24 protein-coding genes, 1 tRNA gene and 1 pseudogene are annotated in these 25,402 nt (G+C 63.2%); 17 read left to right on the top strand and 9 right to left on the bottom strand.

The genetic code is table 11. The features are described 5' to 3' along the window. Positions 1-54 precede the first annotated feature (54 nt). From ACFOKF_RS09130 to ACFOKF_RS09110, 5 genes are all read left to right on the top strand, one after another. Positions 55-1,182: a 2OG-Fe(II) oxygenase family protein gene (locus tag ACFOKF_RS09130; RefSeq protein WP_380795220.1), complete on the top strand. Its 1,128-nt coding sequence runs from the start codon at positions 55-57 to the stop codon at positions 1,180-1,182. A gap of 103 nt (positions 1,183-1,285) precedes the next feature. Beyond that, positions 1,286-2,050: a 4-hydroxy-tetrahydrodipicolinate reductase gene (dapB, locus tag ACFOKF_RS09125; protein ID WP_380795218.1), complete on the top strand. Its 765-nt coding sequence runs from the start codon at positions 1,286-1,288 to the stop codon at positions 2,048-2,050. Then, positions 2,047-2,709, top strand: coding sequence for an endonuclease III (gene nth / locus ACFOKF_RS09120; RefSeq protein ID WP_380795216.1), 663 nt, complete (start codon positions 2,047-2,049; stop codon positions 2,707-2,709). The genes dapB and nth overlap by 4 nt, the downstream gene beginning before the upstream one ends. 98 nt (positions 2,710-2,807) lie before the next feature. Further along, positions 2,808-3,194 carry a hypothetical protein gene (locus tag ACFOKF_RS09115; RefSeq protein ID WP_380795213.1) on the top strand — a complete coding sequence of 129 codons (387 nt, stop codon included), beginning with the start codon at positions 2,808-2,810 and terminating at the stop codon, positions 3,192-3,194. 74 nt (positions 3,195-3,268) lie between these two features. Continuing rightward, a tRNA-Arg gene (locus ACFOKF_RS09110) sits at positions 3,269-3,345 on the top strand. A gap of 140 nt (positions 3,346-3,485) precedes the next feature. Here the strand turns inward: ACFOKF_RS09110 and ACFOKF_RS09105 are convergent. The 5 genes from ACFOKF_RS09105 to ACFOKF_RS09085 form a co-directional block, all read right to left on the bottom strand. Then, positions 3,486-3,845 carry a YciI family protein gene (locus ACFOKF_RS09105; RefSeq protein WP_380795211.1) on the bottom strand — a complete coding sequence of 120 codons (360 nt, stop codon included), beginning with the start codon at positions 3,843-3,845 and terminating at the stop codon, positions 3,486-3,488. A 29-nt stretch (positions 3,846-3,874) separates the two neighbouring features. Next, complete coding sequence (locus ACFOKF_RS09100; protein WP_380795208.1) at positions 3,875-4,366, bottom strand: methylated-DNA--[protein]-cysteine S-methyltransferase; 492 nt, start codon at positions 4,364-4,366, stop codon at positions 3,875-3,877. 76 nt (positions 4,367-4,442) lie between these two features. Continuing rightward, entirely contained in the window at positions 4,443-5,855 is a 1,413-nt protein-coding gene (locus tag ACFOKF_RS09095; protein ID WP_380795206.1) for an efflux transporter outer membrane subunit, read from the bottom strand. A 5-nt stretch (positions 5,856-5,860) separates the two neighbouring features. After that, the gene (locus tag ACFOKF_RS09090; RefSeq protein ID WP_380795204.1) at positions 5,861-9,034 is read right to left on the bottom strand and encodes an efflux RND transporter permease subunit; all 3,174 of its coding nucleotides are present in this window, start codon (positions 9,032-9,034) and stop codon (positions 5,861-5,863) included. A gap of 3 nt (positions 9,035-9,037) precedes the next feature. Continuing rightward, positions 9,038-10,198 (bottom strand): efflux RND transporter periplasmic adaptor subunit, encoded by a 1,161-nt coding sequence (locus ACFOKF_RS09085; RefSeq protein WP_380795201.1) that lies wholly within the window; start codon positions 10,196-10,198, stop codon positions 9,038-9,040. A gap of 119 nt (positions 10,199-10,317) precedes the next feature. Here ACFOKF_RS09085 and ACFOKF_RS09080 point away from each other — a divergent pair, with 119 nt between their 5' ends. After that, the gene (locus tag ACFOKF_RS09080; RefSeq protein WP_380795199.1) at positions 10,318-10,905 is read left to right on the top strand and encodes a TetR/AcrR family transcriptional regulator; all 588 of its coding nucleotides are present in this window, start codon (positions 10,318-10,320) and stop codon (positions 10,903-10,905) included. 7 nt (positions 10,906-10,912) lie between these two features. Here ACFOKF_RS09080 and ACFOKF_RS09075 read toward each other — a convergent pair whose 3' ends face one another. After that, positions 10,913-12,034, bottom strand: coding sequence for a glycosyltransferase family 4 protein (locus ACFOKF_RS09075; RefSeq protein ID WP_380795196.1), 1,122 nt, complete (start codon positions 12,032-12,034; stop codon positions 10,913-10,915). 261 nt (positions 12,035-12,295) lie between these two features. On the opposite strand from ACFOKF_RS09075, the gene ACFOKF_RS09070 reads away from it, so the two are divergent. Then, positions 12,296-12,454, top strand: coding sequence for a hypothetical protein (locus ACFOKF_RS09070; protein WP_380795193.1), 159 nt, complete (start codon positions 12,296-12,298; stop codon positions 12,452-12,454). A gap of 39 nt (positions 12,455-12,493) precedes the next feature. Here ACFOKF_RS09070 and ACFOKF_RS09065 read toward each other — a convergent pair whose 3' ends face one another. The 3 genes from ACFOKF_RS09065 to ACFOKF_RS09055 form a co-directional block, all read right to left on the bottom strand. Further along, positions 12,494-15,382 (bottom strand): M16 family metallopeptidase, encoded by a 2,889-nt coding sequence (locus ACFOKF_RS09065; protein ID WP_380795190.1) that lies wholly within the window; start codon positions 15,380-15,382, stop codon positions 12,494-12,496. 120 nt (positions 15,383-15,502) lie between these two features. Continuing rightward, positions 15,503-16,885 carry a DEAD/DEAH box helicase gene (locus tag ACFOKF_RS09060; RefSeq protein WP_380795188.1) on the bottom strand — a complete coding sequence of 461 codons (1,383 nt, stop codon included), beginning with the start codon at positions 16,883-16,885 and terminating at the stop codon, positions 15,503-15,505. 278 nt (positions 16,886-17,163) lie between these two features. Further along, entirely contained in the window at positions 17,164-17,634 is a 471-nt protein-coding gene (locus ACFOKF_RS09055) for a pyridoxamine 5'-phosphate oxidase family protein (RefSeq protein WP_380795186.1), read from the bottom strand. A gap of 97 nt (positions 17,635-17,731) precedes the next feature. Here ACFOKF_RS09055 and ACFOKF_RS09050 point away from each other — a divergent pair, with 97 nt between their 5' ends. The 10 genes and pseudogenes from ACFOKF_RS09050 (at position 17,732) to ACFOKF_RS09005 (ending at position 25,349) form a co-directional block, all read left to right on the top strand. Next, positions 17,732-18,307 (top strand): NifU family protein, encoded by a 576-nt coding sequence (locus ACFOKF_RS09050; RefSeq protein WP_380795184.1) that lies wholly within the window; start codon positions 17,732-17,734, stop codon positions 18,305-18,307. Positions 18,308-18,396: 89 nt separating this feature from the next. Continuing rightward, positions 18,397-19,023 (top strand): tRNA (adenosine(37)-N6)-threonylcarbamoyltransferase complex dimerization subunit type 1 TsaB, encoded by a 627-nt coding sequence (gene tsaB, locus ACFOKF_RS09045; protein ID WP_380795182.1) that lies wholly within the window; start codon positions 18,397-18,399, stop codon positions 19,021-19,023. After that, complete coding sequence (locus tag ACFOKF_RS09040) at positions 19,020-19,499, top strand: GNAT family N-acetyltransferase (protein ID WP_380795179.1); 480 nt, start codon at positions 19,020-19,022, stop codon at positions 19,497-19,499. Before tsaB ends, ACFOKF_RS09040 begins: the two co-directional genes overlap by 4 nt. 113 nt (positions 19,500-19,612) lie before the next feature. Then, on the top strand, positions 19,613-20,035 hold the full coding sequence (locus tag ACFOKF_RS09035) for a MucR family transcriptional regulator (protein ID WP_380795178.1): 423 nt from the start codon (positions 19,613-19,615) through the stop codon (positions 20,033-20,035). A gap of 125 nt (positions 20,036-20,160) precedes the next feature. Beyond that, positions 20,161-20,583: a Fur family transcriptional regulator gene (locus ACFOKF_RS09030; protein WP_380795176.1), complete on the top strand. Its 423-nt coding sequence runs from the start codon at positions 20,161-20,163 to the stop codon at positions 20,581-20,583. Positions 20,584-20,589: 6 nt separating this feature from the next. Further along, positions 20,590-21,346: pseudogene (locus tag ACFOKF_RS09025) on the top strand (lysophospholipid acyltransferase family protein). 9 nt (positions 21,347-21,355) lie between these two features. Continuing rightward, positions 21,356-22,705, top strand: coding sequence for a tRNA (N6-isopentenyl adenosine(37)-C2)-methylthiotransferase MiaB (miaB, locus tag ACFOKF_RS09020; protein WP_380795174.1), 1,350 nt, complete (start codon positions 21,356-21,358; stop codon positions 22,703-22,705). Between the two features lie 100 nt (positions 22,706-22,805). Continuing rightward, positions 22,806-23,810, top strand: coding sequence for a PhoH family protein (locus ACFOKF_RS09015; RefSeq protein ID WP_380795172.1), 1,005 nt, complete (start codon positions 22,806-22,808; stop codon positions 23,808-23,810). A gap of 21 nt (positions 23,811-23,831) precedes the next feature. Further along, entirely contained in the window at positions 23,832-24,341 is a 510-nt protein-coding gene (gene ybeY, locus ACFOKF_RS09010) for an rRNA maturation RNase YbeY (RefSeq protein ID WP_298395183.1), read from the top strand. Positions 24,342-24,413: 72 nt separating this feature from the next. Beyond that, on the top strand, positions 24,414-25,349 hold the full coding sequence (locus tag ACFOKF_RS09005; protein ID WP_380795169.1) for a hemolysin family protein: 936 nt from the start codon (positions 24,414-24,416) through the stop codon (positions 25,347-25,349). Positions 25,350-25,402 lie beyond the last annotated feature (53 nt).

The raw sequence follows: 25,402 nt of genomic DNA, 5'->3' as shown, positions 1-25,402 counted from the left end.
GCATCATCATCGGCATAGTGCCGGAAACGGGTCGCACGTTTCGGAGTATATCCCTTGATCCTGTCCCCCGGCGATCCCGTTACCCCCTTCCATGTTCGCGGCCTTTCCAACCCGCGCTATGCCTTTGGCAGTGCGGCAGGGCGCTATCTGGTCGTTACCTTCCTCGCCAGTTCGACCGTGCCGGGCGCGCAGGCGTTTTTCCGGGCGATGCATGATGCGATCGGGCCGTTCGACGATGAATTTGCCTGCGCCTTCATCGTCACTAATGATCCGCGTGATGAAGCCAATGGCGTCTTTCAGGAGCGTTATCCGGGGCTGCGCATCTTTCTGGATCTGGACCGGGCGATGGCGGAGCGGTTCGGATGCCTGAAGAAAGGCGCAGACGGCGCGCCGTCGATCAACCTGACCAGCTTCATCATCGATCCCGGCCTGCGGGTGGTGCGCACCATCCCGATCACCGACCTCAATGTCCATCATGCCGAAATCTGCGCCGCGCTGGAGATGCTGTCGCCGCCGCCGGCCGATGCATGGGCGCCGGTTCTGTCCGTGCCGGGCATATTAGAGCCGGCGCTGTGCCGCGACCTGATCGCCTATGCGCAAACGCAGGGGCTGGAGGAAAGCGGTTACATGCAGACCGATCCGGCCACCGGCGGCACGGTGCTGAAGGTCGACCACCGGCACAAGAAGCGCACCGATTGCGGGATAGAGGATCTGGCGCTGCGCGGCGCGGTGCAGGCGCGCATCCATCGCCGGCTGGTGCCCCAGATCGAGCGCGCCTTCCAGTTCAACGCCACGCGGATCGAACGGCATATCATCTGCTGCTATGATGCCGGGACGGGCGGCTATTTCCGGCCGCATACCGACAATAGCACCGCAGGCACGGCGCATCGGCGCTTTGCCGTGTCGATCGGCCTCAACGCCGAAGAATATGAAGGCGGCGACCTGCGCTTTCCCGAGTTTGGCGGGCGTACCTATCGGCCCGAAACCGGCGGCGCGATCGTCTTTTCCTGCTCGCTGCTGCATGAAGCGTTGCCGGTAACGAAGGGGCGGCGCTTTGCCGTGCTGCCATTCCTGTATGACGAGGCGGCGGCGCGGGTGCGGCTGGACAATGCCCATCATCTGAGCGACCCGCAATTGCGCGACAGCGTGCTGCAATCGATCGGCGCTCCGCAGACGGATTGATTGTGCTACCGCGCGGGAACTGATTGCGCTACCGCGCGGGGATGACAAAGCCCCTGCGCTCTGGCATCGGCCGATCCACCCACAGCAGGATGATGGAACGGACATGACAAGGATCGGCATTTTCGGCGCAGCAGGCCGCATGGGACGGGCCATCGCCCAGGTGGCGGCAGAGGCCGGTTTGCCGATCACGGGCGGCACCGCTCGCGATCCCAGCGGCGAGATTGCCCCCGGCATCGCCATCAGCGCCGATCCGCTGGCGCTGGCGGAGGCAAGCGACGTGCTGATCGACTTCTCCGTGCCCGGCGCGCTGTCCGCGCATCTTGACGCCTGCATTGCGGCGCGCAAGCCGATCCTGATCGGCACCACCGGGCTGGAAGGCGTGCATCATGCCCTGATCGACGAGGCGGCGCGGTCCATCCCGGTGCTTCAGACCGGCAACACCTCGCTGGGCGTCAACCTGCTCGCCGCGCTGGTGGAAAGGGCGGCGGCGGGCCTGAGCGACGATTGGGACATCGAGATTGTCGAAATGCACCACCGGCATAAGGTGGATGCGCCATCCGGCACCGCTCTCTTGCTGGGCGAAGCGGCGGCGCGCGGGCGCGGCATCGTGCTGGCCGATCATAGCGAGCGCGGACGCGACGGCATTACCGGCGCGCGGGCGACCGGCGCGATCGGCTTTGCCGCGCTGCGTGGCGGATCGGTCGCGGGCGACCATCAGGTGACCTTCGCGGCGGAAGGCGAGCGGATCGAGATTGGCCATCGTGCCGAAAACCGCGTCATCTTTGCGCGCGGCGCGGTGAAGGGCGCGCGCTGGCTGGCCGGGCAACCCATCGGCCGGTACGATATGAAAGGCGTTTTAGGTCTGTGAACAAGGCCCAGATCTTCGACTTTTTCAGCCGGCTGGCGGAGGCCAATCCCGCGCCGGTGACGGAACTGGAATATGGCAATCCCTATCAGTTGCTGGTGGCAGTCACCCTTTCGGCGCAGGCAACCGACGTCGGCGTCAACAAGGCGACCCGCGCCCTGTTTCGCGCAGTGACGACGCCGCAGCAGATGGTCGATCTGGGCGAAGAGGGGCTGAAGCAACACATCAAGACGATCGGGCTGTTCAACACCAAGGCCAAGAATGTCATTGGCCTGTCGGAAATATTGGTCCGCGATTTCGGCGGGGAAGTGCCGCAGGATCGCGACACGCTGACCACCCTGCCCGGCGTCGGCCGCAAGACCGCCAATGTCGTGGTGAACACCGCCTTCGGGCAGGAGACGTTCGCGGTCGACACCCATATCTTTCGCGTCGGCAACCGCACCGGCCTGGCGCCGGGCAAGACGGTGCTGGCGGTCGAGGAAAAGCTGGAGAAGCGCGTCCCCGGCCCGTTCCGGCGCGATGCGCATCACTGGCTGATCCTGCACGGACGATATGTGTGCAAGGCGCGCCGGCCCGAATGCTGGCGCTGCATCGTCACGGACCTGTGCCGCTTCAAGCCCAAGACGCCCGCACCCAAGACTGCGACGCCAAAGGCAGCCTGACCCGCGCGTCATTTTCGCGCCGTTCAGACAGCGTCTGATAGACGTGACGGAAGCCCCCGATCCACGCCGTCGATTCGGCGTGATATGAGGAGAGAGACATGTCCGTTGGTTCCCCCGTTCGTCTTGCACTGGGCCTCGTTCTGGCCTGCGCCGCCCTGCCCGCCATCGCCAAACAGCAGCCCGATCCCTATGTCGCCAAGGGCGATCCGGTCGATTGCGTGCAGATCCGGTCGATCCAGTCGACCAACGTCCGCGACGACCGCACCATCGACTTCGTCATGAACGGGCGGAAAATCTATCGCAACACGCTGCCCAACAATTGCCCCAGCCTGGGCTTTGAAAAGCGGTTCTCCTATCGCACCAGCCTGTCTCAGCTTTGCTCGGTCGACATCATCACGGTGTTGCAGAATATCGGCCCCGGCTTGCAGCCGGGCGCCAGTTGCGGCCTTGGCAAATTCCAGCCGATGGAAAAGCCGGCAAAATAAGATTGCGGGCAAGCGCATTTGACGCTGGCGCAGGGGCAAGGACTTTGCTAACCGCCCCTCCTGACCAGCGTCATGCACCCATAGCTCAGCTGGATAGAGCGTTGCCCTCCGAAGGCAAAGGCCAGAGGTTCGAATCCTCTTGGGTGCACCATTTTCTATAGCCTCAAGCGCCGGCACGGGCATTCGCCCGCTTGGCTATGCTCGCATAAGCTCGGGCGGCCGTTCGGCCTTGCGAACCCTGACGGGTTCGATGATGCGCCCTTGAGGCGCGCCATTTTCTGAAATCTGCGATCATTCCAGATCGGACATTTCATAGAGCGGCCGGATTTCGATTTCGCTGGGTCCGGGCATGGGATTGGGGCAACGCTTCACCCAACTGACCGCCTCCTCCATATCCTTCACCTCCCATAGCCAGAAGCCGGCGACCAGTTCCGTCGTGACCGCAAAGGGACCGTCGATGACGGTGCGGTCTGCGCCGTCAAAGGCGACGCGCTTGCCGTACGAGGAGGGTTTCAGCCCGTCGGCCATGCGCAATATGCCCGCGGCGCGCAGTTCGTCGTTGAAACGGCCCATGGCGGCCAGATCTTCCAGCTTTGGCTGCATATTCTGTTCGCTGTCCACGGTCGCCTTCACCAGCACCATTACGCGCATCGTCCGTCTCCTCGCCTGCCTGTTCGCGCTCAATCCTTTCGGGTCCGCCGTTCAAAATCAAGCAGCCAGCTTTTGGTTTCGATCCCGCCGGCAAAGCCGGTCAGCGCACCATTGGCGCCGACGACGCGATGGCATGGCGCCATGATGGAGATCGGGTTGCGGCCATTGGCGGCGCCCACGGCGCGGCTGGCGGTGGGACGGCCGATCTGGCTGGCGATGTCGCCATAGCTGCGCGTTTCGCCAAAGGGGATGGTGAGCAAGGCGGCCCAGATCGCCTTTTGAAAATCGGTGCCGCGAAAGTCGAACGGGACGGAGAAGCTCTGCCGTTCGCCCGCAAAATAGGCGGTCAATTCCGCATGCGCCTGCACCAGCACCGGATGATCCGGCTGCGCCCGCCGCGCGCCCAGGCGGACGCGATCGGGGTCGTCATTCGGCCACAATATCGCGACCAGTCCCTGATCGCCCGCCACCAAAGTCAGTTCGCCCACCGGCGAGGCAAAGGGCATTTCGAAAAAGGGCATAAAAAATCTCCGCTATCCATGGCCGGATAGCGGAGATCATGCGCCGGGGCTTCCCCCGGCTTGCGGTCAAATCCGATTATTTGAGGCCGCCGCCCATCGCCCGATACAATTCCACCATGTTGGACGCGCGGGTCAGGCGCGTGGCCAGCAGGCTTTGTTCGGCGGTGTAGAGCGTGCGCTGGGAATCGAGGGTGGTGAGGAAACTGTCCACCCCGGCCCGGAAACGCGCATCCGACAGAGTATAGGCGACCCGCGCCGAATCCCGCAGCGACGTCTGCGCCTCCACCTGCTGCGCCATGGTGCCGCGGCGGGCGAGCGCATCCGCGACTTCCTTGAACCCGGTCTGCACGCTCTTTTCATAAGTGGCGAGCATCGCGTCATAAGTCGCCTTCGCATAGCGAAGATTGCCCTTGTTCCGGCCGAAGTCGAAAATAGGCAACGTCGCGCTGGGCGCGACCGACCATGTATCGCTGCCAGATGCGAACAGGCCCGACAGGCCCAGGCTGACCGTCCCCAGCGCCGCCGTCAGCGACAATTTGGGGAAAAAGGCCGCCCGCGCCGCGCCGATATTGGCGTTGGCGCCGCGCAGTTGATGTTCGGCCGCTGCAATATCAGGCCGGCGCAGCAGGATGTCGGACGAGATGTTGGCGGGCAGATTTTCGATCGTGGCGCTGCTGTCCGGGAAGGACTGCGGCAAGTCCGCCTGCGCCACCGTGGTTCCGGCCAGCAGGTTGAGTGCATTTTGATCCTGCGCCACCAATGTCGTCGCCTGCGCAATGTCGGACCGGGCCTGATCATAGCTGGTCTGGGCCTGACGCACTTCCAGTTCGGAGGCTATGCCCTTGGCGAATTGCGCCCTGGTTAGGTCCAGCGTCTTGCCGAACGCCTTTTCCAGATCAGTGGCGATGCGCAGGCGCTCCTGATCCGCCGCCATCGTCAGCCAGGCATTGGCCGTTTCCGCGATCAGCGCGGTCTGCGCTGCGTTGCGATTTTCCTCGCTGGCGAAATATTGCTCCTGCGCCGCCTTGGTCAGGTTGCGGACGCGGCCGAACAGATCGATTTCCCAGGAGGAAATGCCAAGCTGCGCCTGATAGACGTCGGTGTTGAGACGCTGGTTCTGACCGAACTGGACCAGCGGCTGTTCCGAATAGGTCGCCGTGCCCGTCGCCCCAACCGTGGGCAGCAGGTCGGCCCGCTGCACCTTATACTGCGCGCGCGCCTGCGCCACATTGGCGAGCGCAAGGCGCAGGTCGCGATTATTGGCGAGCGCGGTTTCGATCACCCGCGCCAGACGGGCGTCGGTGAAGAAATCGCGCCAGGCGGTGTCGGCAGGAACGATCGCCCCCGCCCCGTCATTGGCGGCATAAGCATCGCCCTGCGGCGTGCCGGCCGGAACCGGCAGATCCGGCCGCACATATTTGGGCGCCATGTCGCAGGCGGCGAGCGCCAGCGAGAGAGTGACGGCGCCCAGCGCTTTCATGTTGCGCATGGTCTTCAAGCCTCCTGCGGCGCGTGTGGCGTTGCCGTATCGTCGGCCGCTTCATGGTTCTTATGTTCGCGGAACAGCCGCTTTACGACGGTGAAGAAGACGGGAACGAAGAAGACCGCCAGCACCGTGGCCGACAACATGCCGCCCACGACCGCCCAGCCGATCGCATTCTGACCGCCCGCCCCTGCGCCCTTCGACAGGGCCAGCGGCAGCACGCCGAAGATGAAGGCGAAGCTGGTCATCAGGATCGGCCGCAGACGCAGCTTGCCCGCTTCCAGAGCCGCCTGCGCCGGGGCCATGCCTTCGCGCATCTTCTCTTCGGCAAATTCCACGATCAGGATCGCATTCTTCGCCGACACGCCGATCGTGGTGATCAGGCCGACCTGAAGATAGATGTCGTTGCTGAGGCCCGCGAGCCGCGCAGCGATCACCGCACCCAACACGCCCAGAGGCACCACCAGCATGACCGCGATCGGCACCGACCAGCTTTCATACAAGGCCGCAAGACAGAGGAAGACGATCAGCATCGACAGCGCATAGACATAGGGCGCCTGGCCACCAGACGTCTGCTCTTCATAGGAAATGCCGTTCCAGCTGTAACCGATACCGGCCGGCAGCTTGGCGGCGAACTCCTCCATCGCCTGCATGGCCGTGCCGCTCGACACGCCCGGCGCAGGCGCACCCTGAATGTTCATCGACGGCACGCCATTGAAGCGTTCCAGACGCGCCGGTCCCTGCACCCATTCAGTGGTTGCGAAGGCCGACAGGGGCGCCATGGTGCCGGTGCTGCCGCGCACATGGAAAGCATTGATTGCGTCGGGCGTCATGCGGAACGGAGCGTCCGCCTGCACATAGACGCGCTTCACGCGATCGCGATCGATGAAGTCGTTGATGTAAGAACCGCCCAGATTGGTGCTGATCGTATCATTGACGTCCGATTGGGCGATGCCCAATGCGCCGGCCGCCGCCTGATCGACGTTCAGCTTCAGTTGCGGCGTATCTTCCAGACCATTGGGGCGGACCTGCGCCAGACGCTTGTCCGCCATCGCCATGCCTAGCAACTGGTTGCGCGCCGCCAGCAGCTTTTCATGACCCAGATTGGCCTGATCGAGCAGCTGGAAGTCGAAGCCGGACGCATTGCCCAGTTCCTGCACCGCCGGCGGCACGAAGGCGAAGGCCATGCCCGCCTTGATCTTCTGGAACGCCATATTGGCGCGCAGCGCGATCGCAGGGACGCGATTGTCCGCACCCTTGCGAAGGGACCAATCCTTCATGCGGACAAAGACGATGCCGACATTCTGACCCTGGCCAACGAAGCCGAAGCCCGCGATCGTGAACACGGCGGAGACATTCTGCTTTTCATCGACCAGATAATGGTCGCGCATCTTGACCAGCGTGCGCTCGGTTTCCGCCATCGTCGTACCTGCGGGCAGCGACACCTGGTTGATGATCATGCCCTGATCTTCATCCGGCAGGAAGCCGCTGGGCAAACGCAGGAAGATGAAGGCCATGCCGACCACGATCAGGCCATAGACCAGCATGGTGCGGCCCCAACGATGCTCGACCTTTTCCACGCCCTTGCCATAGCGCACGACGCCCTTGTCGAAGGTTCGGTTGAACCAGTCGAAGAAGCGGCCGAAGATCGAACCGATCGGCCCGTTCCAGCTATGACCATGCGACGCCGGTCTCAGGATCGTGGCGCAAAGCGCGGGCGTCAGCACCAGTGCGACCAGCACCGACAGGATCATCGAGGAGACGATCGTGATGGAGAACTGACGGAAGATGACGCCAGTCGACCCGCCGAAGAAGGCCATTGGCAGGAACACCGCCGACAGGACGAGGCCGATGCCAATCAGCGCGCCGCTGATTTCGTCCATCGACTTCTTGGCGGCTTCCTTGGGGTTGAGCCCTTCATCCTGGATCAGACGTTCGACATTTTCGACGACAACGATCGCGTCGTCGACCAGCAGGCCGATGGCCAGCACCATGCCGAACAGAGTGAGCGTGTTGATGGTGAAGCCTGCGGCACTCAGGATCGCGAGCGCGCCCAGCAACACCACGGGGACGGCGATGGTCGGAATCAGCGTCGCGCGCCAGTTCTGAAGAAACAGGAACATGACGACGAAGACCAGCAGCACCGCTTCGAACAGGGTATGGATGACCTGTTCGACCGACAGCTTGACGAAGGTCGAATTGTCGACCGGGAAATCATATTTCACCCAGCTGGGGAAGTTCTTCGATAGCTGGTCGACGCGGCCCTTCACCGCCTCCACCGTGTCGAGCGCGTTCGCGCCCGGCGCCAGCTTCACGCCGAAGCCCGACGCCGGATGACCATTGAACTTCACGCCAAAGCCATAGGTTTCCGCGCCGAGTTCGACCCGAGCCACATCGGACATCAGCACCACCGAACCGTCGCTGTTGCTGCGCAGGCGGATGTTGCGGAATTCCTCCGGCGTGCGCAGGCGCGACTGGGCGGTAACGGTGGCGTTGAGCGCCTGTCCCTTGATCGAGGGCGAGCCACCGATCTGGCCGGCGGAAACCTGCGCATTTTGCGCGCTGATCGCCGACTTCACGTCACCCGTGGTGACGCCCAGATTGGCCATTTTGTAGGGATCGAGCCAGATGCGCATCGCATATTGCGAACCGAACAGCTGCGTGTCGCCCACGCCGGTTACGCGGCTGAGCGGATCCTGAAGGCTCGACGCGATGAAATCGCTGGCGTCTTCCTGATCATGAATGCCGTCATCGGAATAGACGGCCATGATGAGGAGGAAGCTGGACGTCGACTTGCCGACGCGCAGGCCCTGTTGCTGCACTTCCTGCGGCAGCAAAGGCGTTGCCTGCGACAGCTTGTTCTGCACCTGCACCTGCGCGATGTCAGGATCAGTCCCCTGTTCGAACGTCAGGGTGATGTTGAGATTGCCCGACCCGTCGCTGGTGGACGAGAAATAGCGCAGATTATCGATGCCCTTGAGCTGTTGTTCGATGATCTGCGTGGTCGTGCTTTCCAGCGTCTGGGCATTGGCGCCCGGATAGCTGGTCTGGATCGTCACTGCCGGCGGGGCGATTTCCGGGAACTGCGCGACCGGCAGCGACCGGATCGCGAGCAGGCCCGCCAGCATGATGACGATGGCGATGACCCATGCGAAGATGGGCCTGTCGATAAAATAGCGGGCCATGGCTTAGTTCGCCCCGCCCTGAGCTGCACCTGCGGTTGCAGTCACCTGCTGCGGCGCGCCGGGCTTGACGACGGTGCCGGGACGCAGGTTGAGCAGACCTTCCACGATCAGCTTGTCACCCGGCTTCAGCCCGCCGGTCACGATCCACTTGTCGCCGATGGCGCGATCCACCTCCACCTGGCGCAATTCGGCCTTGCTGTCCTTGCCGACAACCATTGCGGTCGCACGCCCGCGCGCGTCGCGGCTGATACCCTGCTGGGGGGCCAATATGGCCTGCGCCACCTGCCCTTCCACCAGCTTGGCGCGAACATACATGCCCGGCAGCAGCAACCCGTCAGGGTTGGGGAAGCTGGCCCGCAGCGTCACCGCGCCGGAGGTGGAATCCACCGTCACCTCCGAAAATTGCAGGCGCCCCTCGATCGGGTAGCTGCTGCCGTTCGGCAGGATCAACTGGATGCGCGCGCCGTCAGCTTCGCTGACCCCACCCTTCTTCATCGCCTGCTTGAGATCGATGATCTGTGCGGCCGACTGCGTCACGTCGACATAGACGCTGTCGGTGCGCTGGATCGTGGCGAGCGGATCGGCCTGTCCCGCCTGGACAAGCGCGCCCGGCGTGAAGAGCGAACGACCGATACGACCGGAAATGGGCGCGCGAATGCGGGTGAAATTCTGGTTCACCTGCGCCGCCTGCACCGCACCGCGTTGCGCCGCAACATTGGCGCGGGCCTGCTGCGCAGCGGCGGCGGCGTCATCATATTGCTGCTTGCTGACGGCATTGATGCCGACCAGATCCTTGTATCGCTGCGCTTGCAGGCTGGTTGACGCGATTGTCGCATTCGCGCTGGCCAGCGAACCCTGCGCCTGCGCCAGCGCCGCGCGATAAGGCGCATCATCGATTTCATAGAGCAACTGCCCGGCCTGAACAAAGCCGCCCTCCTGGAACAGGCGACGGCGGATGATGCCGCCAATCTGCGGCCGCACTTCAGCAGTTTCGAGAGCGGCGATACGCCCCGGCAGTTCGTTGAGCAGCGGCGCCGACTCGGTCTTGAGCGTCACCACGCCCACAGCCGGCGGCGGCGGCGCCGGTGGCTGGCTTTCGCCGCAGGCGCTGAGCGCCAGTGCCGACGCGCATGCCAGCAATCCGGTGAAAATCCCCTTTTGCATCACCCAAATTCCATTTTGATGTGGATAATATGACCGGAATGAATGTTCATTCCGCTTGCAGCGCACGTAGGATCATGCCAGAGAAACTTCAAGAGGCGAAAAACGCCATGGGGTATAAAATGGTTGCAGTGCAGCATGAAAAGACCGGCAAGGTCCGCATCCTGGAGGCAGCGCGCACGCTGTTCGACAGCCACGGTTTCCATCAGACCTCCATGGCGGAACTGGCGACAGCTGCGCAGGTTTCCGTTGGACAAATCTATCGTCTGTTCAAAGGAAAGGAAGATATAATTGAAGCGCTGGTCACGGATGACGCCGATCAGTGGTGCGGGGAAATGGCCGAGATCCGCGTAAAGCTGGATTCCGGCGCGTTGACGATAGAGCGCACATTCGAGGAACTGCTGCTCCACACGATCGATGAGAAGGACGAAGCCTTGTCCTTCGATATTCTGGCCGAGAGTTTTCGCAACCCCGCCGTCAGCGACACGATCGGCGCGATGTGCGAACGCTTTCGCGCTTTCATCCGCTATTTCGCCTGCGCCGCCAATCCCAGATTGTCGGGCGAAACGCTGGATGCGGCGGAGGATATGACGCTGGCCTGCCTCTTCGGGCTAGGCCATCGCAGCCTGTCCCGTCCCATATTGGACGCCGCGAGCACCGCCCGGCTGACCGCGCGCATGATCGTCGCCGCGCTGCGCGCCGGGCATTGACGCCCAGTCAGCGCAGCCGGCGATAGACATCCACGGTTTCCCGCGCGCAGCGATCCCAGTCATAGCCGCCCGCGACCGCCAGCCCGCGCTCCCGCGCCCCTGCCCGCCAATCCCCATCGGTCAGCGCCTGCTCCAGACGCAGGGCAAAGCCGTCAATATCTTCGGGCCGCACCAGCATGGCGGCCCCGCCAGTCACTTCCGGCAGGCATGACGCATCGGCCACCACCGTCGGCACCCCGCTCGCCATCGCTTCCACCGGCGGCAGGCCGAAGCCTTCATAAACCGATGGGTAGATGAACAGCGCGGCACCGGCATAGAGCAGCGGCAGATCCTGCTCCGGCACGAAGCCCAGATAACGCACCCAGCCCTGCCGCGCGCCCTTGTCCATCAGATCGCGAATGCTGTCGCTCAGCCAGCCGGCCCCGCCCGTCACCGTCAATGGCCAGCGCGACCGGACAGTCGCCGGCAGCACTTCCCAGGCGCGCAGCAGTTCCACGATCCGCTTGCGCGGCTCGACCGTGGACACGCACAATGCATAGCCTTGCGGCGCCAGACCATAACGATCCAGCGCCGGCGCGAGCGCCGCCGCGTCGCGCGGCCGGAAATCCGGCCCGGCCGCCAGCGGCACCGCCGTTACCCGATCCGGCGACAGCGACAGATAGTCGATCACTTCCGCCCGCGTCGTCCCGCTGTCGGTGATGACATGCCCCGCCCGGTCAAGCGAAGCGCGGAAGGCCCGGTCGAAATAGCGCAATCGCTCTTCCGGGTGGGTTTCGGGATAATGGAACACCGACAGGTCATGGACGGTGATGACCCCGCCCTCCCCCACGGTCGGCAGGAAATAATTAGGGCCGTGAAAGACGCGGGAGCGCGCGATCGCACGATCGCGCAGGTGCCGCACCCAGCGCGGCGGCCGCACCCGCCGCTTCACCCATTTCTGCAACGGGGTCAGGGTCGACACCTGCAACAATGTCGCCGGATCGTCGATCCAGAAGCCGTTGCGATAGAATAGCAGATCGTCGACATCATCGACGGCGCCGATGCGCCGGGCCAATTCCCAATTATAGCGACCAATCCCCGACAAATGCGGCTCCAGCGCCTCGACCGACAATATGACGCGCAGGCTCATGTCGCGATCCGGCCATAATGCGGTTGCAACATGATCATCATAGGCGCGGCATCATTGATCAGGACTGTCCTGCCGTTTTCGGAGGAAGGGATGGCGCAATCGTTAGCGACGAATATGGCTTTGCGGCAAGCGCCAAAGCGCCCTGCCAATCCATCGCACTTCGCCAACCATCCATCGCATACCGGCATGTTCCATGTTGCGCTGCGGCAACTTATGTCGCTTCTTTGGATTAAGGGAGAATAAATTATCGGGAGGCAAATAATGATGACGCATGGCCGCTTCGATCGCAACTACTTCACCGAACGCCTGGAACGAAATCGCAGGCTGGCGGAAGAAACACAAAATCCCGTCATTCGCGACATTCACCTGGAATATGTCCGCCTTTACGAACAATTGATGATGGAAGAACAGCCTGCCTGATTCCAGTTACTTATTTGGCAGATTACGGCGTGCGCCCCATCAGCGGGGCGCGACACCTTCCGGCAGGACGATCGCCGACCAGCTTTTGCCGGGCACCAGATATTTGGCGGCCAGCGCCTGAATCTGATCCGGCGTGACCGACAACAGATCCTGCGACATGGTCTTCATCGCATCGACATAACGGGGGTCGCGAGTCGCCCCTTCCATCTGGTTCATCCAGAAAGCATTGCCCGTACTGGCCCGCGCCAGCAACTGGCCCATCGGGGCCACCGCGCGCTGCAATTCGTCGGCGGTGACCGGCGTCTTCGCCAGATCGGCGGCGGTATCCTTCACTACGCTATAGAAATAGGCGATGCGATCGGGCCGAACCTGACTTGTGACGAGAATGTACCCGCCGCTGTCGTAGGAAAAGGGCCAATTATTCTGGACGCCGGGGGAATAGGCCGCTCCTTCGGTCGAGCGCAGCTTGTCAAACAGGCGGTCGTTGAAGATTTGCGTCAGGATTTCGAGCTGGCGCGCTTCCTTTTGCAACGTGAAGCCGCCCGATGTCGGCCATGCCATGACGGCGGCCGCCTGATCCTTCTCTCCATTATGCCGCAGCACGACGGGCGTATCGACATGCGCGGGAAAGCGCATGGCCAAATTGGCGGCGGGCACGGGCACATCCGGTCGCGCAGGCATGGCGCCAAAGGTGGCGGCTACGGCGTCAATCGCCTCCTGCGCCTTCACCTGCCCGAAAATCTGCACCTCGATCGGCCCGGACGCCAGGATCGGCTCCCATGTCGCCCGGAAGGCCTGCGGCGTCAGCGCGTCGATTTCCTTGCGGTCGGGCGTGCGAAACCGGACATCCTTGTCATGCAACAGCCAGTTGAGATCGCGCCCGAGAACCGCGTCGGGCGCCCGCGACATCGCATCATAGGCAACGGCGGCGCCGGTCTTGACCCGCGCGATCGGCGCCGGATCCCAGCCGGGCGCAGCAAGCTTTGCCGCGAACAGGCGCAACTGATCCTTATAATCGGCCGGGCGCGTCACCACCGCCATTTCAAAGGCGTCGTCATCGATGTTGAACGTCATGCCCATGCGGCGACCGTTGGTCAGATCATCCAGTTCCCTCTGTCCCAGCTTGCCGATGCCGCTGGCCACCAGCGCATAGTCCCCCGCCCAGCTGGCCACCGGCTTTGTCGGGGAAAAGGCCTGCTGGCCGTGGCCAAAGCGCACGTTGATCCGCACCTTTTCATTTTCGATGTCGTTGGGCAGCAGCACCAGCTTCACGCCATTGGCAAAGGTGATTTCCTCCATGCCCTGAAGGCCGATCGGCCGACGGGACGCCACGGTTCCGGGCGCACCCAATTTGGGCAGATCATCCATCGTCACCGCCTTGTCGGCCAGCCGCGCATTGGCGGCGGCCTTGACCGGCGCGGCGACGGCAGCCGCCAGTTTCGCGTCAAGCCCCGGCTGAACCTTGCCCGTCACCATCAGGGCGCGGAACACTCCGGCGGAAAATAGCCGGCGCGTCGATTCCAGCATCTTTTGCGGCGTCATCGCCGGCTTGCCCGAACGGAAGATGTCGACGGCCGCCTGCGGGGCGACCGTGGTTTCGCGGATGTCGACCGCGCTGACCAGGTCGGTCGCCTGTTTCGCTCCCGCTTCCGTGTCGGAATTTTCGACCTGAATATTGAGCGCCGTGTCCATCTGCGCATATTCGCGGTCGATCTCCGCCTGACTGGGCGGCGTGCTCTTGGCGTCCTCGATGATGGCGCGCACGTCGGCCAGCGCCTTTTCCCAATTTTCGCCGGTCGGCACGATCGTCACGAAGGTGCCGTCCACCGATCGGCTGATGTCATCCTGATCGACGCTGGCCTGAAGGAAGCTGCCGCCGCTGCGCGCCGCCTGCTCCAGACGCCGACTGACGATCTGAAGCGCCAGCATGTCGGTCAGCTTATCCTGATTATAGACGATGGTGTCGGCATGCGGCGTCCATGGGCGCAGCCAAGCCATGGTCAGTCCCAGCGGCACGCCCGGCTCCACGACGACGCGCGTGGCCGGCTGTTTGGGATCAGGCGCGCCGAAATCGGGGAGCGGCGCACCCTTGCCGCCGACCGTCCACCCGCCGAAATTATCCTTGATCAGTTGTTCGGCGGCGGCCGGTTCAATATCGCCGGAAATGGCGATCACGGCGTTTTCGGGGCGATACCAGCGCTGGTGGAAGGCTTCGATCTTGGCTGCGGTCGCGGCATTCAGCGTTGCAACGGTGCCGATGGGCGTATGATCGGCCAACGGCTGCCCCGCAAAGAAATGGAGCCGGGTCGCGTCCGAAATCCGCATTTGCGGACCTTCATTCTCGCGCCGTTCGGCCAGAACCACGGCCCGTTCCGCCGCCACAGCCCCATCGACGATATTGGGATCGGTCATCATGCCGGCCAATATCTTCATGCTTTCGCTGAGGCTGGCCGGCGTGGCCTGCGGCAGGTCCAGCGCATAGGTGGTGCCGGTTGGCGACGTCTGCGCATTGCTGTCGCTGCCAAAGGTCACGCCCAGCCTTTGCCAGATACGCTTGGATTCGCCATCGGGCACATGGCGCGACCCGCGCATCGAAAGATGTTCGATATAATGGGCGTAACCCAGTTCGTCGGGCCGCTCCATCAGCGACCCGGCGTCGATCCGCAACCGCACCGACACCTGCCCCGGCGGCACGCCATTGCGGCGCACGGCATAGCGAAGCCCATTGGACAATGTGCCGAACCGCCAGGCAGGATCGATCGGCACGTCGCTATTTTCATAAAGCCATGGCCGCACCTGCGCCTGCGTCGCCCCCGGCGCTGCCGCAGGCGTGGCGGCCGGATCCGTTCGCGCCGCAAGCGGCGAACCCGACAGGATCAGGGCGATGATGGAGAGCGAAGCGGCCGAACGGCGAAGGGAAAAGCGCATAGACGAACAAGCCTAGCGGCGTTTTCCTGAATGGCCACTGACAAAGAGACCATATGTCGTGCACGCCGGGCGGATCGAGACGCATGTCCCGTCACGCCCGGCGCGAACAATGTCACATTATCAGCGCGGCCCGCCGGTGCGCTGGACGGCGCCCTTGTGCGCGCCAACGCCACCCGGCTTGCGGCGACGGCGGAACGGCTTCTTCTCACCGCCTTCCGAATCCGCGCGATGCGCCCGATCGGGCGCGCCGCGCTGGGCCTTCTGCCCATCCTGATACCGGCGCTGCCCTTCGGCGCGCTTGGCCTGCTGCTGCGGGGTCTGGCTCGGCCCCTTGCGCTGCGGCGCAGGCTTGGGAAGGTTGCGCACCGCCTCCAGGAAATTCTCCGGCAGCGGTTCGATCTCCAGCTTGACGCGCGTCGCCTTCTCGATGGCCTTCAGATAGGGCCGCTCGTCATCCGCCACGAAGCTGATCGCGATGCCTTCAGCGCCGGCGCGCGCGGTGCGGCCGATGCGATGGACATATTGTTCAGGAATGTTGGGGATTTCAAAGTTGATGACATGGCTGACGCCCGACACGTCAATGCCGCGCGCGGCGATGTCGGTCGCGACCAGCAGCTTTACCTTGCCCTGACGGAAGGCCTGAAGCGCGGTGGTGCGCTGACCCTGGCTCTTGTTTCCATGGATGGCGAAAGCGTCGATGCCCGCGCCTTCCAGGAAGCGCACGACGCGGTCTGCGCCATGTTTGGTGCGGGTGAAGATCAGCGCGCGATCAATATCCTCATTCTTGAGGACGATGTGCAGCAGCGCCTGCTTTTCCGCCTGATTGACGAAGGTGGCCCGCTGGCGCACGCGCTCGGCCGTCGTGGACTGCGGCGCGACGCTCACCTTGACCGGATCGTTCAGGAACTGGCCGGCCAGCGCCTCGATTTCCTTGGGCATGGTGGCCGAAAAGAACAGGTTCTGGCGATCGCGCGGCAGCAGCTTGGCGACGCGGCGCAGCGGGTGGATGAAGCCCATGTCCATCATCTGGTCGGCTTCGTCGAGGACGAAGATTTCCGTGTCCTTGATGGTGAAGGCGCGCTGATCGATCAGGTCGAGCAGGCGGCCGGGCGTGGCGACGACGATGTCGACACCATGCGACAGGGCGCGAATCTGCTTGTTGATCGGCACGCCGCCGAACACGGTTTCCACCGACAGCTTCAGAAAGCGGCCATAGTCGCGGAAGCTCTGGGCGATCTGCGCGGCAAGCTCACGGGTGGGCGACAGCACCAGCATGCGGCAGCCCTTGATTGGGGTCTGCTTAGGATTGCGGGCGAAATAGTCGAGGCTGGGCAGCGCGAAGGCGGCCGTCTTGCCGGTGCCGGTCTGCGCGATGCCGCAGAGATCCTTGCCTTCCAGCAGGACGGGGATCGCCTTTTGCTGGATCGGGGTGGGGTTGGCGTATTTCTTGGCGGAAAGCGCTTTCAGAATCGGCTCGGAAAGGCCGAGATCGGTAAATTCCATGGATATTGCTCACAAGTCGGCCGGGCGCCGACTGTCTGCAAGACGCAGAGAGGGCGCAAGGCGGGTTACGAAACGACCCGCGTGAAAAGGGAAGCCTCAAAGCTTGACGCAGACTGTCATTGGCCGGTCCTTCTGCCCTTCGGAGGAGAGGACGATCACGCTGCCAATCGCTGAGGGGTCATAGGGACCATCTGCTGCGCTGCGGCGCATATGGCGAAAGCGCAGGCAAAAAGCAAGTGGCCCCGCGCTTTGCCCGGGGCCACGATCATGCAGGCATATCAGAGCGCGACTTCGGCATGCTTGCCCTTCATCTCCTCGCGCACGTCGCCGCCAAACAGCTTTTTGAACACGCCGCCGATCGACATGTCCGCCCTCCAGATTTCCGCCGTGCCAAGATCAAAACGCAGCATCAGCAAATTGGGATCATTCCGGCCGCCGGGATACCAGGACTCTACCTCTTTCGACCAGTAGCGGTCGATCACCGCCGGATCATGCTCCGGCGTCAGCGCGCCTTCTATGCAGGCGAACAGATAATGGTCCTTCGCCATATATTGGGCCATGGCAGGGCCGCCGGCAGCCAGGCGATTATCCTTCGTGGTGTAGAACCAGAAGCAATGGTTCGCCTTGGGGTCCAGCTGCGCCGTCATCGGCAGACTGTGTTCGGCGCCATGATGAAGGCCGACCATCAGAAAGGGACTGCTCGACAATTCGGTCCAGAACCGTTCGCGAATATCGGTTTCGTTGCTCATCTTCCTGTCTCCTTTCGACTTTTCCTTTCAATCGCCAGTTGCGCGCGAAGTTCCCGAACCGCTTGATCTTGGGCGTGCAAATCGCCACATGCGCATCATGCTGATCGAAACTGAACTGACGCCCAATCCGGCGACCATCAAATTCCTGCCCGGCCGTGAGGTCATGGGCGCAGGCACCCGCGATTTCGCGACGCCCGAGGAAGCCGAAGCGTCCCCGCTGGCGGATGCGCTGTTCAGGCTGGGCGACGTTACCGGCGTCTTTTTCGGCAGCCATTTCGTGTCGGTGACGATCGCGCCCGGATCGGAATGGTCGGACGTGAAGCCGGATGTGCTCGCCACCCTGCTGGAGCATTTTTCGGCCAATATGCCGCTGTTCGCGCCCGGCACGGCGGCCGGCATCGCCGTTCCGGCCGATGCAGACCATTTCGCCGATGATCCGGAAGACGCCGAAATCATCGAGCAGATCCGCGATCTCATCGACACCCGCGTCCGCCCGGCTGTCGCCAATGACGGCGGCGACATCATCTATCGCGGCTTCGACAAGGGCACCGTCTATCTTCAGATGCAGGGCGCCTGCTCGGGCTGTCCCTCTTCCTCCGCGACGCTCAAGAACGGCATCGAGCAATTGCTCAAACATTATGTGCCCGAAGTGACCGAGGTTCGCGCGGTCTGAACGCGAAAATCGAATATTTGGCAAATCGCAACGGATCGACTAACCCGCAGGGGAATCCGCATCAGGCGGATGCTTGATGGGAGTATCGCTTGCGCCTTCTGGTGATTGACACCGCCACCCAGGCCCTGTCCGTTGCATTGCTGGAGGATGGCGCGCCGATCGGCCAGTTCCACGAAGTCGTCGGGCGCGGCCATGCCGAAGCGCTGCTGCCCGCGATCGCTGCCCTTCCTGACGGTGGAAAGGCGGATGCCATCGCCGTGGATGTGGGACCGGGCAGCTTTACCGGCGTGCGCATCGGCATCGCCGCCGCCCGCGCCCTTGCCCTCGCCTGGTCTGTGCCGCTGCACGGCTACAGCACACCATCGCTGATCGCCGCCATGGCCGCACGGCAGCATGAAGGCGGACCGATCGCCGTCACCATTACCGGCGGGCATGGCGAACTCTTCTGGCAATGTTTCGATGCAGACGGGCGCACCGCCATCAGCGCCGTGACTTCGACGCCAATCGCCGCGCTCGCGCAGCAGATGGAGGCGGAAACTTATTATGGCACCGGCGCCGAAGCGCTGGTGACGGCGCGCGGCGCAGGCATGGCTGTTTCCCTTTATCCCAATGCCGCCCACTATCCGCTGATTGCAAATCTGCCCCCGCTGCCCCCCAGCCCAATCTACGGCCGCGGCGCAGACGCCAAGACCATGGCGGAGCGCGCCGCATCGTGATGCCGGGCATAGATCTGGACACCTATGATCAGGGTGATCGCAACGCATTGGCCGATGCGATGGAAGTGATGACCCGCGCCTTTGACCCTGCGTTCGGCGAAGCCTGGACCCTGCCCCAGCTATCGGGCGTCATGCTGATGCCCGGCACATGGCTGACGGTCGCGCGGCTGGACGCAATGCCGCTCGGCTTCGCGCTGGTGCGATCCGTTCTGGACGAATGCGAATTGCTGCTGCTGGCCGTCGCCCCATTATGGCGCGGACGCGGCGTGGGCGAAGCGCTGCTGCGCGACAGCCTGCGCACCGCACGCCGCCGGGGCATCACGTCGATGAACCTGGAAGTGCGTTCTACGAACAACGCAATCAAACTCTATGAAAAGACAGGGTTTGAATTTGTTCATCGCCGCCCTGGTTACTATCGGGGCAATGATGGTCAACTTTACGACGCACTCAGTTTCCGCATGGACATGCTGGCCTGACCCAATAAGGTCTTGCGAAATTCGCCGGCCGGGTCTAGCGAACACGTACCGCTCCTGAAATAAATTTCCTAGGGCGGGTCGCACCAAATACAGCCTTCGTAGGAAACAGGAAAATGGACATCGAATCGGCTCAGAACGAGCTGCTCATTACTTTGACGTCAGACATCGTCGCAGCGCATGTTTCCAACAATAGCGTCGCTGTTTCTGATGTTTCGTCGCTGATCCAGAACGTCCATGCCGCGCTGTCGGGCCTCAGCCAGCCCGCGCCCGCGCCGGAAGTGAAGCCCGAACCGGCCGTGTCGGTTCGCGCCTCGATCAAGCCGGACTATATCATCTGTCTGGAAGACGGCAAAAAGCTCAAGATGCTCAAGCGCCACCTGATGACCCATTATCAGATGACGCCGGAAGATTATCGCGCCAAGTGGGGCCTGCCGGCCGACTATCCGATGGTCGCCCCCAACTATGCCGAACAGCGCCGCAGCCTGGCCAAGAAGATCGGTCTGGGCACCAAGCGTCGCCGCACGCGCGGCAAGTAAACGACCGCAATTCCGAATCATTGTACGGAAAGGGGCGCGTCGACGACGCGCCCCTTTCCTGTTTTCCGAAAAGTCGCTAGGCATTTGTCCGAGCCTTTTCGCCCAAAGTCATCAAGCGAGCCTGCATGAACCGCAAAATCGACGTCGAAGCCCTCTGCCATGAAAAGGGGCTGCGCATCACCGAACAGCGCCGCGTTATCGCGCAGGTGCTGAGCGACGCCACCGACCACCCGGATGTCGAGGAACTGCACAAGCGCTCCGCCGCCATCGACCCGGGCATTTCGATCGCCACCGTGTACCGCACGGTGCGCCTGTTCGAAGAAGCCGGCATCCTGGAGCGCCATGATTTTGGCGACGGCCGCGCCCGTTATGAAGCCGCACCCGAATCGCATCACGATCATCTGATCGATGTCGAAACCGGCAATGTCATCGAATTCGTCGACCCTGAACTGGAACAGCTTCAGAAGCAGATCGCCGAAAAGCTGGGCTTCCGTCTGGTGGACCATCGCATGGAACTGTACGGCGTCGCGCTCGACCGCAACAACTGATCCGCCTTGGCCAGCCTCCGTCGCCTGTTGCGGATCGGCGCGCTGGCCGGCAGCTTGCTGCTCTGCCTGTTCCCTCACCTGATCTGGCGCGTCGCACGCCGTCGATCGCCATGGCCGCAGCGTTTTCTGGCGCTCGCGGCCCGATCGGTCGGCGCGCAAGTGCAAATCGCAGGGCACCCGCATGATGGCGACATGATCCTCCTCGCCAATCATGTCAGCTGGATCGACATATTGGCGCTGGGCGGCGCGACCGGCGCGGCTTTCGTGTCGCATGACGGGTCGCCCGCTGGCCGCTCATCGGCTGGCTGGCGGCGCAGAACAACACGCTGTTCGTTTCGCGCGAACGGCGCGGGGCGTTGTCGACGCAACTGGATGCGTTGCGGGCGGCGCTGCTTGGTCATCAGCCGGTGGCCCTGTTTCCTGAAGGGACGACCAGCGACGGCACCGGCCTGCTGCCGTTCAAGCCGTCCCTGCTGGCCGTATTATTCCCGCCGCCGCGCTCGGTGATGATCCAGCCGGTGCATATCGATTATGGCGCGGCGACCGCCGACATAGCCTGGCATGGCGACGAAGCGGCCGCGCCAATGCAATGGCCGTTCTGGGACGCAAGGGCAGACTGCCGGTGGCATTGCATTTCCTGGAGCCGTTCGACCCGGCGACCTGCGCCGATCGCAAGGTCATGGCCGCCATGGCCCGAGATCGGATCGCGCAAAGCATTACAGCGCATCAGCACCCTTCCGCTTCGCCATTACCGCCTGTATAGATGAACCGCATGAATCGTAACGACGCCCAAAAGACTCCAGCGACCTTCCACGTCAAATCCTTCGGCTGCCAGATGAACGTCTATGATGGCGAGCGCATGGCCGAAATGCTGGGCACGCAGGGCATGACCGCCGCTGCGGATGGGACGGACGCCGATCTCGTCATCCTGAACACCTGCCACATTCGCGAAAAGGCGGTGGACAAGGTCTATTCCGACATTGGTCGATTGACCCGTGACGATGGCACGCGCCCGATGATCGCCGTCGCCGGCTGCGTCGCGCAGGCCGAGGGCAGCGAGATTCAGCGCCGCGCCCGCAATGTCGACATCGTCGTCGGCCCGCAGGCCTATCACCGCCTGCCCGACCTGATCGACAAGGTCGGTCGCGGCGAGGAAGCCGTCGACACCGACATGCCGCTGGCGTCCAAGTTCGGCGCGCTGCCCGCCCGCACCAAGCAGGCGCGGCCGACCGCCTTCCTGACGATCATGGAAGGCTGCGACAAATTCTGCACCTATTGCGTGGTGCCCTATACGCGCGGCGCGGAAATCAGCCGCAGCTGGAGCGCGATCATCGACGAGGCCAAGGCACTGGTCGATGGCGGGGTGCGCGAAATCACGCTGCTGGGCCAGAATGTCAACGCCTGGACCGGCGAAGATGACAAGGGGCGCATGCAGGGCATGGACGGGCTGGCGCGCGCACTGGCGAAGATCAGCGACCTCAAGCGCATCCGTTACACCACCAGCCATCCAAACGACATGAGCGACGGCCTGATCGCCGCCCATGGCGACGAACCCAAGCTGATGCCCTTCCTGCATCTGCCGGTGCAGGCGGGCAATGACCGCATTCTTAAAGCCATGAACCGCAGCCATAGTGTCGACAGCTATCTGCGCATCATCGAACGGGTGCGCGAAGCCCGGCCGGACATTGCGCTGTCGGGCGACTTCATCGTCGGCTTCCCGGGCGAAACCGACGCGGAGTTCGAGGATACGCTCAAGATCGTCGAACAGGTGCGCTATGCGCAATGCTATAGCTTCAAATATAGCCCGCGTCCTGGCACGCCGGCCGCCGACATGGATCATCAGATCCCGATGGCGGTGATGGACGAACGGCTGGCCCGCTTGCAGGCGCTGATCAACCGGCATCAGGTGGAATTCAACGCCGCCACCGTCGGCCGCACCACCGATATTCTCCTTGAGCGCAAGGGCCGTTACCCCGGCCAGCTCATCGGCAAATCGCCCTGGCTCCAGTCGGTCGTCGTGACCGCACCGGATCTGGCCATTGGCGATATGGTAGACGTCGACATCATCAGCGCCGGTCCCAATAGTCTGGCCGGCGAACTCAGCAGGAGGAAGGCCGCTTGAACCAAAGCCTCGTCAATCCCGCCACTACGGGAAACCAAATCCCCCGGACCCGCTGCGAACCAGCCTATCGAGGGGAATGACGAGCGAGGGAGGCTGCTGAATGTCGAAGAAACCCCATCAGAATAATCGCGCCGACGTGGCCGAACGCGCGCGGCTGGAAGTCACGTTCGACCGGCCCCATCTGCTGACCACGCTGTTCGGTCAATATGACCGCAATCTGGTCGCGATCGAAAATCGCCTGGGCGTCTATATCGCCGCGCGCGGCAACAAGTTGCAGATCGAGGGTGAGGCCGAAGCCGCCGCCCGCGCCCGCGATGTGATGACCGGCCTCTACAATCGCATCGTCGCGGGGCAGGAAATCGATTCCGGCGCTGTCGAGGCGGTCATTGCCATGTCGTCCGAACCGACACTGGACGGCATCATCCGCAGCGATGTCGCCGAACCGCCCACGGTGATGATCCGCACCCGCAAGAAGACGATCGTGCCGCGCTCCGCGACGCAGGTCGCCTATATGGAAGCGCTGACGCGGAACGACATCATCTTCGCGCTCGGCCCGGCAGGCACCGGCAAAACCTATCTGGCCGTCGCGCAGGCGGTCAGCCAGCTCATCACCGGCAGCGTCGATCGGCTGATCCTGTCGCGCCCGGCGGTGGAAGCGGGCGAGAAGCTGGGCTTCCTGCCCGGCGACATGAAGGAGAAGGTCGATCCCTATCTCCGCCCGATCTATGACGCGCTGCACGATACGCTGCCGGCCGAACAGGTCGAACGGCGGATCGCGAGCGGCGAAATCGAGATCGCGCCCCTCGCCTTCATGCGCGGGCGCACGTTGGCCAACGCCTTCATCGTGCTGGACGAAGCGCAGAACACCACCATCGCCCAGATGAAGATGTTCCTGACCCGCTTCGGTGAAGGCAGCCGCATGGTCATTTGCGGCGACCCCAAACAGGTCGATTTGCCGCAGCCGGGCATTTCCGGCCTGGCCGATGCGGTGGCGCGGCTGGACGGCGTGGAGGGCATCGCCATGGTGCCCTTCGGCATTGGCGACGTCGTGCGCCATCCGGTGGTCGGCCGGATCGTTCAGGCTTATGAGGGGCCGGATGCGTGACCCCAGCGGAAAGTATGTTGCATGATTGAAGTCGCCGTCCTCCATGAAGAAGGCTGGCCGGGAACGGACTGGGAGATGCTGGCCCAGCGCGCGGTGGCGACGGCCATCGCGCACAGCCCCTATGCCGCCTTCGCGACCGACCAGACGCTGTACGAAGTCGCCGTCAAGCTGACGTCGGATGAGGAAGTCCATAGCCTCAACCGCGCCTATCGGGACAAGGACAAGCCGACCAACGTCCTCTCCTTCCCGATGGTGCAGGAAGATTTGCTGGAAGTGACCGCGAACACCGACGATGGCGAGGTGTTGCTGGGCGACATCGTGCTGGCGGAGGGGGTCTGTGTCGCCGAAGCTGCGGAAAAGGGCATCTCCGTGGCCGATCATGCCACGCATCTGATCGTCCATGGGACTTTTCATTTGCTTGGATATGACCATATGGACGACAATGAGGCCGAAGCGATGGAAGCGCTGGAGATTGCAGCGCTTCTGAGCATGGGTTTATCCGATCCTTATGGGGACCGGGAAGCCATTTGAGGATTGCATTTTCCGGGCCGGCGGGTGATCCGACCGCCCGGAAAATGCGCGAACAGGGGATTGAGACGCACAATGGCTGAAGGCAGCCCGAAGGACAGCGCAACTTCGAAAGAGGCGGACAGTAGCAGCGAGGGCGGCTTATGGAGCGGCATCAAGTCGCTCCTGTTCGGCGAGAATGAAGAAACCAGCCTCCGCAAGGAACTGGAGGAAGCGCTCGACGAATATGATGAAGATGACCAGGACGAAAGCCCGCCGGCAAAGGGCGACCTGTCCGCGATAGAGCGGCAGATGGTGCGCAACCTGCTGCATTTTTCCGAACATACGGTCGATGACGTTGCCGTCCCCCGTTCCGACATCATCGCGATCGAGGAGAAGGCGAGCTTCGCCGATCTTGCCGCCCTGTTCGCCGAAGCAGGCCATAGCCGCATCCCGGTCTATCGCGACAATCTCGACACCATTGTCGGCATGATCCACATTCGCGACGCCTTCGCTATCCTGGCGGGCAAGGCGCCGGTGCCCGAAACGCTGGAGTCGCTGATCCGTCAGCCGCTCTATGTGCCCGAAAGCATGGGCGCGCTCGACCTGCTCGCCGAAATGCGCGCCAAGCGCACGCATCTGGCGATCGTGCTGGACGAATATTCGGGCACGGAAGGACTTTTGACCTTCGAGGATCTGGTCGAGGAAATCGTCGGCGAGGTCGAGGACGAGCATGACGACGCGCCCGAAGCGATGCTGGTCCCCCTTGAAGGTGGTTTGTGGGAAGCCGACGCCCGCGCCGAACTGGACGATGTCGCCGAGGAGATCGATCCGAAGCTGGGCGATGTCGAGGAAGACATCGACACGCTGGGGGGTCTTGCCTTCGTGCTGGCGGGCCGGGTGCCCGAACCGGGCGAGATTGTCGAGCATGAGGCAAGCGGCTGGAAGCTGGAAATCGTCGCCAGCGACGGTCGCCGCGTCACCCGCCTGCGGCTGCATCCGCCGGTGGAGCGGGAAGAGCCGGAGGAATAATCCTCCATCCCGGCAATTTTTCGATACAGACGCGAAATGTTAAGCCGGCCTGG

It is taken from the genome of Sphingobium rhizovicinum, from assembly GCF_042647625.1.
Classification (GTDB): Bacteria; Pseudomonadota; Alphaproteobacteria; order Sphingomonadales; family Sphingomonadaceae; genus Sphingobium; species Sphingobium rhizovicinum.
The sequence above is the reverse complement of the archived record's forward strand: the minus strand, read 5'-3'. Positions and strand labels throughout refer to the sequence as shown.

Excerpts from the sequence above, each read along its gene's own strand:
- dapB (WP_380795218.1), top strand. The coding sequence starts at position 1,286 with ATGACAAGGATCGGCATTTTCGGCGCAGCAGGCCGCATGGGACGGGCC.
- ACFOKF_RS09115 (WP_380795213.1), top strand. The coding sequence starts at position 2,808 with ATGTCCGTTGGTTCCCCCGTTCGTCTTGCACTGGGCCTCGTTCTGGCC.
- ACFOKF_RS09105 (WP_380795211.1), bottom strand. The coding sequence starts at position 3,845 with ATGCGCGTAATGGTGCTGGTGAAGGCGACCGTGGACAGCGAACAGAAT.
- ACFOKF_RS09100 (WP_380795208.1), bottom strand. The coding sequence starts at position 4,366 with ATGCCCTTTTTCGAAATGCCCTTTGCCTCGCCGGTGGGCGAACTGACT.
- ACFOKF_RS09095 (WP_380795206.1), bottom strand. The coding sequence starts at position 5,855 with ATGCGCAACATGAAAGCGCTGGGCGCCGTCACTCTCTCGCTGGCGCTC.
- ACFOKF_RS09090 (WP_380795204.1), bottom strand. The coding sequence starts at position 9,034 with ATGGCCCGCTATTTTATCGACAGGCCCATCTTCGCATGGGTCATCGCC.
- ACFOKF_RS09085 (WP_380795201.1), bottom strand. The coding sequence starts at position 10,198 with ATGCAAAAGGGGATTTTCACCGGATTGCTGGCATGCGCGTCGGCACTG.
- ACFOKF_RS09080 (WP_380795199.1), top strand. The coding sequence starts at position 10,318 with ATGGTTGCAGTGCAGCATGAAAAGACCGGCAAGGTCCGCATCCTGGAG.
- ACFOKF_RS09075 (WP_380795196.1), bottom strand. The coding sequence starts at position 12,034 with ATGAGCCTGCGCGTCATATTGTCGGTCGAGGCGCTGGAGCCGCATTTG.
- ACFOKF_RS09070 (WP_380795193.1), top strand. The coding sequence starts at position 12,296 with ATGATGACGCATGGCCGCTTCGATCGCAACTACTTCACCGAACGCCTG.
- ACFOKF_RS09065 (WP_380795190.1), bottom strand. The coding sequence starts at position 15,382 with ATGCGCTTTTCCCTTCGCCGTTCGGCCGCTTCGCTCTCCATCATCGCC.
- ACFOKF_RS09060 (WP_380795188.1), bottom strand. The coding sequence starts at position 16,885 with ATGGAATTTACCGATCTCGGCCTTTCCGAGCCGATTCTGAAAGCGCTT.
- ACFOKF_RS09055 (WP_380795186.1), bottom strand. The coding sequence starts at position 17,634 with ATGAGCAACGAAACCGATATTCGCGAACGGTTCTGGACCGAATTGTCG.
- ACFOKF_RS09050 (WP_380795184.1), top strand. The coding sequence starts at position 17,732 with ATGCTGATCGAAACTGAACTGACGCCCAATCCGGCGACCATCAAATTC.
- ACFOKF_RS09035 (WP_380795178.1), top strand. The coding sequence starts at position 19,613 with ATGGACATCGAATCGGCTCAGAACGAGCTGCTCATTACTTTGACGTCA.
- ACFOKF_RS09030 (WP_380795176.1), top strand. The coding sequence starts at position 20,161 with ATGAACCGCAAAATCGACGTCGAAGCCCTCTGCCATGAAAAGGGGCTG.
- miaB (WP_380795174.1), top strand. The coding sequence starts at position 21,356 with ATGAATCGTAACGACGCCCAAAAGACTCCAGCGACCTTCCACGTCAAA.
- ACFOKF_RS09015 (WP_380795172.1), top strand. The coding sequence starts at position 22,806 with ATGTCGAAGAAACCCCATCAGAATAATCGCGCCGACGTGGCCGAACGC.
- ybeY (WP_298395183.1), top strand. The coding sequence starts at position 23,832 with ATGATTGAAGTCGCCGTCCTCCATGAAGAAGGCTGGCCGGGAACGGAC.
- ACFOKF_RS09005 (WP_380795169.1), top strand. The coding sequence starts at position 24,414 with ATGGCTGAAGGCAGCCCGAAGGACAGCGCAACTTCGAAAGAGGCGGAC.